The following is a 7,207-nucleotide window of genomic DNA, read 5'->3' as shown; positions in this document are numbered from 1 at the left end:
CGACCCGGCCCCACCTCCCCACCGCCATAAAACCCGAGCGGCGGAACAGGGCGCCGTGCGGCCGCAGGCACACTCTGCCTGCGGCCGCACGGTCACGGAGCGAACAGGCACTCAGCGGCCAGAGCCACGGCGATCGAGTCCAGCCCGGCCCGGGCTACATGAACCACACCGAAGCGAGACTGAGGGATCTCGGAGAAGGGGAACCGTGGTTCCTGGGCGGCGTGGGCCGTGATGCTGGCCCTGCTCACCACCACGGCCCAGATCGTTGCCGTACACGGAGCCACCGGCAAGTGGTTCCCCTTCGCGCCGACCACTTTCGCCTCCGCCCTCGGGCGGGACCCCGACAAGACCGTCACCTACGCCACGCTCGACGGCGAGAAGATGAAGGCAGACCTGTACCTACACGACAACGCTTCCGCCGCTTCGGCCACCCCTCCGGTCGTCAACATCCACGGCGGCGGCTTCATCCAGGGCAGCCGCGGCCGCACCCCCTACACCAGCTGGCTGGCCGACCACGGGTACGCGGTACTGGACGTCGACTACCGCCTGTCCACCGCGAGCCAACACCACTGGAACACCGCTGGAACACCGCCGACGGCCGATACCGCCTGCGAAGAGCCAGGCATACGGGGCTTGGCACCGAATGAGTACGGAATGGACCGGCCATGACCAGCGCAGTTTGTTCGTCGGGTGGCTTGCCTGCTGCCTTCACCAGTTTCGTGGGGCGGCGGCAGGAGATGGCTGAAGTACGCCGCCTTCTAGGTGAGGCGCGGCTGGTGACCTTGACCCGCGCGGGTGGCGTGGGCAAGACGCGGCTGGCGTTGGAGGTGGCTGCGGCGTCGGCTCGGGCATACAGGTCATCCCGTGCTCCTCCCGTCGAGCGTCCCGACGGGCCGTCAGGGCCAGTGCCGTGACGGGAAGGCGCTCCGGTTGGCATTCGCCAGTAGCGCGGTTGCGGCATGTGCAGGGAGGGGGTTCCCCGACAACGGGGAGCGGCACCCAAGCGTGCTGGTGTACCCCAACGGCTTCGGCATCCGGTCCGTCTGCAGAAGATCGCCCGCGAACTGGCCGGGCACGGGTACCCGCGCGGCTCGACACGAGGCAGCCGCCCCTGGGTAGTCGGCCGCGACGGTCGATGCCCGAGCCGAACAGGGTACCGGCATAGCCGACATGCTCAGGATGAGTTGGAACGTGCCGGAGCCAGGGGGTGACACGTCTGGCGACCGGCGCGAACGTCGCCGGTGCGGCGGGAGTGTCCCGCGCCACGGCAGGATTCGTCTTCAACCATGCGGCGGGGCGGGACATTCCGACGACCACGCGGGATCGGGTGCTGGAGGCGGCGCACCAGCGCCGCCCGTACGCTGCGCAGTGTAGGCGGCACCCTCTTGCTCTTCGCCTGCCCGGGCTGGCCCTTGGAGCCTGCCCCCGACTATCTGGACGAGGCAGCCTCGTACCTGACCTGTCAACAGTCCGCAAAGACAGGGGAGTGTCAACGGTCATTGAGATGCCCAGGTGGGTGGCCGTTGGGTGTCCAGGCTGGTGGCCAGCAGAAATCCAGGCGTGTGGCCAGTGGTGTTCCTGGGGTGGGGGTCAGTTCAAGGGGACCACTCCCTTCCCGGCGAGGGCTTCGGCGAGGCGGTGCGAGTCGCCGGTGGTGGTGACGAGGTGAGCGTGGTGCATGAGACGGTCGGTGCTGGCGCCCGCGAGGGTCTTCGGCATGATCGTGTCGAAGCCTGAAGGGTGAATGTTGCTGGTCACCGCGATGGAACGACGCTCGTAGGCGGCATCGATGATGCGGTAGAACGCCTCGGCGGCGTCCTCGCCGACCGGCAGCAGGCCGATGTCATCAATGACGATCAAATCGGCCCGGCAGATCCGGGCGACGGTGCGGGCGGTGGATCCGTCGACCTTCGACTTCCCGATGGCGGCGCTGAGCGTCTCCAGGGTGAACCAGGCCACCCGCAGGTCCTTCTCGATCGCGGCCTGGGCGAGTCCCTCGGTGAAGTGACTTTTCCCTGTGCCGCTCGGGCCGGCGATCACCAGGTTCTCGGCGCGGCCGATCCATTCCAGGGTGATCAGGGAGTTCTGGGTGGGTTCGGGGATGGTGGAGTCCTCGGCCCGCCAGGAGCCCAGGGTCTTGCCGGTGGGGAAGTTCGCCGAGTGGCGTCGCAGCCGCCGGGTGGCCGCGTCGCGGCCGGTGACCTCCTCGGCGATGAGCAGTCGCAGGACCTCGGCCGGGTCCCAGCGTTGCGCGCGGGCGGTGGCCAGCACGTCGGGGGCTGCTTTGCGCATATAGGGCAGGCGCATGCGGCGCATGAGCTTGTCGAGTTCCTCGGGGATGGCGGGCGGATGGGGAAAACTCATGGAGATGCCGTTCTCGTGGGTGATGTGCAGTCAGAAAGTGGTGTGAGGCGGGAAGTTGGTCACTTCCCCAGGGCCTGCCAGCCGATGGTTCCGTTCTGGACGGAGTGGGCCTCGTCGGCGCGGACGACCTCGCCGGCGGGCTTGCTGTCCGCGATGTGTCCCAGGATCGAGAGCAGGTCGCCGTCGGCGAAGCGTCCGGCCGTTGCCGCAAGTCCCAGGGCCTGGTCGACCCGGTCGTTGCCCAGGACGGTGGCCAGCTCGACCGCGCGGGCCATCTTGGCGCGGATGCGGGTGGCGCCGGCGGGTCCGGCTTCCTTGAGCCAGCGTCCCGCGCCAGGGCCGATGCCCACGAACGCGATCTCGGCTTCCGAGCGCGGTTGCAGTCTGGGCTGGTGGACGCTGCGGCCGTCGGGGTGGTCGGGGTAGTGCTCGTCGATGATCTGCGGAACACCCGGGGTGGAGAGCTGGTGGCGCCAAATCTCCGACAGGTCACCGGAGTTGGTGCGGGCGGTGATGGACAGTTCCTCGCCGACCACCCGGCACCACACCCTCACGCCGGTATAGCCGGGCGGGGTCGAGTAACGCACCGAGTTGAAGCTGATGGTGCGGTCGGAGCCGACCAGTCTCTCTTCGCCCAGCGCGAGCGCGAGCGGCTCGATGGGCAGGACGTGCAGGGTGGTGCGTTCGATGTCCAGGCGGTCGGCGGGTATCTGCCCCGTCACCCGGTGGCGGCGGGAGTTCACCGTGTCGGACCAGGTCCGGCAGGCGTCGGCGAGCTCGGCGAAGGTGTCGTAGGCGGGAAGAAGGTTCGCGTCCGTGGGCACCAGGTCGGCCTTCGCGATGCGGACCGTGGCCTCCGCGCCACCCTTCGATTCGGGGTCGTAGGGCACGCAACTGACCACCTGGCAGCCGTAATGCCGGCCGGCGGCGACCATCTGCGGGTGCCGGACCGGGATCCCGGCGATGTGCTCGACGGTGACCGTTTTCGCGTTGTCCGTCAGTACATACGTCGGTGCCCCGCCGATCCGGCGCAACGTGGTGTCCAGACAGGCCACCAGGGTGCCCAGGGTGCAGTCCCAGACCGGGATCACGACCCGAAACCGGGACCAGGACAGCCACGCGCAGAACAGCCAGGTCCGCCGGCCGCCGATGCGCGGACCCTCGCCCCAGTCGAACTGCAGCCACCGGCCCGGCTCGGGAATCCACGGCCGGTAGGTGCGGCGCTTGCCCGCCTTCCAGGCTGTCTTCGCCGCGTTCACCGCCCGCCTCGTCGAACGCGCGCTGCCCCGGTAGCCCATCTTCACCAGCTTTTCGTGGACCACGTCGGCGCGGATCGTCGCCTTCGACTGCTCGACCCACTCCTCGACCTTCTCCAGGAACGCGTCGATCATCTTCGGCCGCGGCTCTCGTTCATAAGGATTTCGCCCGCCGGCGCGGGCCTCGACATACCGCTTGACCGTCTTCGGATCGTGTCCCGCCAAGGTCGCCGCCGACCAGACCGTCCCGGTCAGGTCGTACGCCTCAAGGATTTCCATGATCTCTCTGTCAGACTTCGTCACAGGACCTCTCCGACCGACTGCTGATGCTCGCAAACACCAGCAAACCGGACGGAGGGGTCTCCTTCAGTTAAGGAAGCGATCAGGAACACCACAGGTCAGACGGCCATCCACCTGGATTTCCGGTGGCCATCAGCCTGGACTCAACTGGCCGCGCACCTGGACTTTGCCACGGCCGCCGTCAGGGAGCCTGGGCAGACATCCCGACGACCTCGTACTCCACCGCCTGGAGAAGCGGCCCTCCCGCCTCACGCATCCTCGGGGGATTGCCGCCCTGGTCTGCCACGAGTCCACGTGCCGGTAGAGGGTGGAGGACCAGGCCACATGGACCACCGCTGGCAGATCCATGTGGCCGTTCCATAGCTGTCAGCGGTCGAAGTACCGCACCCCTATCTGCTCGCGCACACTGTCGAGCGTGCGCATGATCGCCACGGTCTCGTCCAGCGGCATGATGTCGCTCTCCGGCTCTCCCGCCAGCAGCCGCTCCTGGACATGCCTGGCCTGGTGGTGCATACCCCCGCCCGCCGTGTCGGTGTCATCACCGTCGCGAGCGGCGGGCAGGCTCAGGCGCTCGGTGATATCACCCGTCCGGACGGTCAGCTCGTCCGGGCAGTGCATCATGAACGGCACCTCAATGTGGCCTTCGGTGCCGGTGATCCGGGCCGTGGAGTTAAGCGTGGCCCGCAGCGAGCACTGGGTCAGTGCGACCGCGCCGCCGGAGTAGCCGGAGAGGACGGCGGTGTGCTCGTCGACACCGGTCTCGCCGAGCGTGCCGTACGCCGTGAGCCGGTCGGGGGTGCCCAGCACCATGCTGGCAAGGGATACGGGGTACACACCCAAGTCGAGCAGAGCACCCCCGCCGAGGGCACGGTCGAACAAGCGGTGCGTGGGGTCTGCCGAGAACCGGAATCCGAAGTCGGCTTCCACGGACTGGACTTCGCCGACGGCGCCCTCCGAAAGCAGTTCCCTGATCTTGACGTAGGCCGGCAGGAACCGGCTCCACATCGCCTCCATGAGGAACAGGCCGCGTGCCCGGGCCACTTCTACCATCTCGGTGGCCTGTGCGGCGTTCAGTGCGAAGGCTTTCTCGCACAGCACGGGGCGTCCCGCGTTCAGGAACAGCAGGGTGTGCTCGTGGTGGTGCGAGTGGGGCGAGGCGACGTAGACGATGTCGACGCTGTCGTCTGCCGCCAGGTCCTCGTACGAGCCGTGCCGGTGGCGGGGGGTGATGCCGTGCTTCTCACCGAACGCATCGGCCGTCTCCCGGCTGCGGGAGCCGACGGCGACCAGTTGGGCGTCCGGCAGCCGGCCCAGGGCGTTGGCGAATCCGTTCGCAATAATTCCGGTGCCTGCGATGCCCCAGCGAAACGACATGAGAACTCCGTAAGTTGTTGGGCGGCCCGGGAGGGCCGGGTGGTTCCCCAGCAGCAGGCGCAGCGGTTCCCGCACACCGGCTCGCCCAGCTCCTCCCGCTCAAGGTGCGGTGCGCCCTGACCGGCCATCAGGCCGGCCAGGGCGCGGGTCATGCGTTCGAAGGCATCCGTGGCGGCCGTGACCGTCGCACCGATGTCGAAGGGGTTCTGCCCTACGGTTGCATCGAAGAGGGGTCACTTCTCTGCGGTCGAGGCTTTGCCGGGCTTGCAGACGGTGACGGTCGTGGTGTTGGTGGCCGTGGTGCCCTTCGAGTTGATCAGTTCGGCCCGGTATACGTAGGTGCCGTTGGGCTTGTCCGTAAAGGTCGTCGTGACCGACTGCGAAGTGCCACGACCCGAGTCGGGCACGCGCGCTGCGATGAGCTTGCCGTTCTCGTACAGGCGGTAGAAGCTGCCCTTGGTTCCGTGCCTGAGGTTCATCGTGACGCTGTAGTCGCCGTCGTGGCGGCCGTGCGTGCATCTGCTGGTGTTCGAGAGGGTGCCGGCGCCTGGTGCCGACTTGTTCTTGACGAAGCTCTTCAGCGCGTCGCGGACGGCGAAGTAGGCCGGCTTGGCGTTGTAGTCCTCGTCGAACATGAGCGGCTTCGCGCCGGGCAGCCAGGTGTAGGCGTGCTTGTCGGTGAAGCCCCAGAAGCTGATGTCCCGGATTCCGGCCGCCAGTGCCTCGGCGACGATGTCCCCGTAGATCTGCGTCTGCTGGTCGACGTCGTAGGTGTGCACGTCGAGTTCGGTGATGGCGACGTCGAGTCCGAGAGCGTGGTAGGAGTCCGCCATCTGCGTGATGACCCCGGGCTCGGGGCCCGCCTGGGTCTCGTGCATCTCGAAGCCGACGCCGTCGATGGGGACGCCGTCGGCGACCAGGCCGGCGACGAGGTCGTAGAGCTCCTGGCGCTTTTCCGGGTAGAACTCCACCAGGGATTCGTTGATGAACAGCTTGGCCTCGGGGTCGGCGGCGTGCGCGATGCGAAATGCTTCCGCGATGTAGTCCTCGCCGAGAACCTTGTAGAAGTCGTTGTGCGTCAGGCCCGTTCCACCTTCGATGGAGAACGGCTCGGTCACGACGTCCCACCGGTCCATTTTGCCGGCGTAGCGGTCCATGATCGTGTTGAAGTGGGTGCTCATGACCGTGCGGAGTTCGTCCGGGTCGGTGATCGCGGTCACGTAGTCCGGATTGCAGCAGCTCGAAATGAAGCCGTGCCCTTTGACCACCATGTTGTTGTCTTCTGCGAAGTCGACGAGCCGGTCAAGGCCGGCGAACTCGAAGCTGCCTTCCTGGGGTTGGACGAAGTTCCACTTGAGCTCGTTCTCGGGCGACAGGCTGTTGAACTGATCCGCCAGGATCTCGCTGAACTGAGGTTCGTCGAGGTAGTTGGGGTTGATCGCCCCGGACCCGATGAGGAGCCCCTCGCGCGCCGCCAGTTCGCGGAGGGTGGAGGACGAATTGGCTGAGGCGTCGGCGACTGGGATGGCCGCCGTCGCGATTCCCATGGTCACCGTTGCGAGCGCCGCGACGATGCGGTGCATTCTCATGGAATGGTGCCTCGCATTCATGTGTGATGGATGACCCAGAGCGCGGCAGCGCGCCGGGGGGAATGGGGTGTTTCGCGGCAGGTGGTATCGCGAGCAGGGGTCGGCCGTGGGCCGCTGCTCGGGGTTCGCCGGCTGCGGGAGCTGACATGATCGGCGCTGCGTCGGGCACATCGTCGCGCTGCGGCTTGTGCGCGGGGCCGCGACGTTGTCAACGGGTCCGCCCGGACCCGCCCGGTCACCTCACGGATTGGTGAGGACCGGGATGATCTTCGTTGCACAGAGCTCGGAGAGCCAGTGCGCGCTCAGCTTCGGAATGCGTTCCTG

At 67.5% G+C, this 7,207-nt stretch carries 5 protein-coding genes; 1 reads left to right on the top strand and 4 read right to left on the bottom strand.

Features of this window, described 5'->3' with window-relative positions; all coding sequences use genetic code 11:
- Positions 1-231: 231 nt before the first annotated feature.
- Complete coding sequence (locus ACZ4UU_RS44975) at positions 232-669, top strand: hypothetical protein (protein WP_471909251.1); 438 nt, start codon at positions 232-234, stop codon at positions 667-669.
- 921 nt (positions 670-1,590) lie between these two features.
- Here the strand turns inward: ACZ4UU_RS44975 and istB are convergent.
- The 4 genes from istB to ACZ4UU_RS44955 form a co-directional block, all read right to left on the bottom strand.
- On the bottom strand, positions 1,591-2,364 hold the full coding sequence (gene istB / locus ACZ4UU_RS44970; protein ID WP_471909250.1) for an IS21-like element helper ATPase IstB: 774 nt from the start codon (positions 2,362-2,364) through the stop codon (positions 1,591-1,593).
- 59 nt (positions 2,365-2,423) lie between these two features.
- Positions 2,424-3,899, bottom strand: coding sequence for an IS21 family transposase (istA, locus tag ACZ4UU_RS44965; RefSeq protein ID WP_471909249.1), 1,476 nt, complete (start codon positions 3,897-3,899; stop codon positions 2,424-2,426).
- 387 nt (positions 3,900-4,286) lie between these two features.
- On the bottom strand, positions 4,287-5,294 hold the full coding sequence (locus ACZ4UU_RS44960; protein ID WP_471909248.1) for a Gfo/Idh/MocA family protein: 1,008 nt from the start codon (positions 5,292-5,294) through the stop codon (positions 4,287-4,289).
- A gap of 233 nt (positions 5,295-5,527) precedes the next feature.
- Positions 5,528-6,883 (bottom strand): endo-1,4-beta-xylanase, encoded by a 1,356-nt coding sequence (locus ACZ4UU_RS44955; RefSeq protein ID WP_471909247.1) that lies wholly within the window; start codon positions 6,881-6,883, stop codon positions 5,528-5,530.
- Between the last annotated feature and the right edge of the window lie 324 nt (positions 6,884-7,207).

This window comes from Streptomyces sp. NPDC028907, assembly GCF_055564995.1.
Note: the sequence above shows the minus strand (reverse complement) of the source record. Positions and strands in the feature narration are given on the sequence as shown.

Bases quoted from the DNA above. Each gene is read 5' to 3' on its own strand.
- istB (WP_471909250.1), bottom strand. From the start codon at position 2,364: ATGAGTTTTCCCCATCCGCCCGCCATCCCCGAGGAACTCGACAAGCTC.
- ACZ4UU_RS44955 (WP_471909247.1), bottom strand. From the start codon at position 6,883: ATGAGAATGCACCGCATCGTCGCGGCGCTCGCAACGGTGACCATGGGA.
- istA (WP_471909249.1), bottom strand. From the start codon at position 3,899: ATGGAAATCCTTGAGGCGTACGACCTGACCGGGACGGTCTGGTCGGCG.
- ACZ4UU_RS44975 (WP_471909251.1), top strand. From the start codon at position 232: ATGCTGGCCCTGCTCACCACCACGGCCCAGATCGTTGCCGTACACGGA.
- ACZ4UU_RS44960 (WP_471909248.1), bottom strand. From the start codon at position 5,294: ATGTCGTTTCGCTGGGGCATCGCAGGCACCGGAATTATTGCGAACGGA.